1 pseudogene is annotated in these 592 nt (G+C 71.1%); it reads left to right on the top strand.

The features are described 5' to 3' along the window. Positions 1-592, top strand: a pseudogene (locus tag Q7A36_RS40670) (ISNCY family transposase); the annotation flags it as partial.

A 592-nucleotide genomic window follows, 5' to 3' on the forward strand; every position in this document is an offset into this window, starting at 1 on the left:
GGCCGCGTCTATGACGCGGCCGTGCGCGAGGCACTGATCGTGCTGTGGGAGGCTTCCGACCGGGTCTGCGGCAAGCGGCTGCGGCCGTTGCTACCGGTGCTGGTGGAGGCGATGGAGCGGCACGATCACCTGCAACTGGCACCGGAGGTGCGGGTCGGGGTGCTGGCGATGAGCGCGGCGACGATCGACCGGCTGCTGCGGGAGGTGAGGACGGCGGCGGGTGGGGCACCGCGGCGGCGCACGCCGCCCTCGGCGGCGTTGCGGCGGAGCGTGCCGGTGCGGACCTTCGCCGACTGGGGCGACCCAGCGCCCGGCTTCTTCGAAGCCGACCTGGTTTGGCATAGTGGGCCGACGGCGCGGGGCAGCTACGTGCAGACATTGGTGCTGACCGACATCGCGTCGGGCTGGACGGAGTGCGCGCCATTGCTGGTGCGCGAACAGGTGCTGGTGACCGAAGTTCTGAACGAGGTGCGTCGGGTGCTGCCCTTCCCGTTGCTTGGCTTCGACACGGACAACGACACGGCGTTCCTGAACGAGACCGTCCGGGACTACTGCGCGACGGCGGGGGTGGCGTTCACGCGCTGCCGGCCGT

It is taken from the genome of Paracraurococcus lichenis (assembly GCF_030657435.1).
In the GTDB taxonomy this organism is placed as follows: Bacteria; Pseudomonadota; Alphaproteobacteria; order Acetobacterales; family Acetobacteraceae; genus Paracraurococcus; species Paracraurococcus lichenis.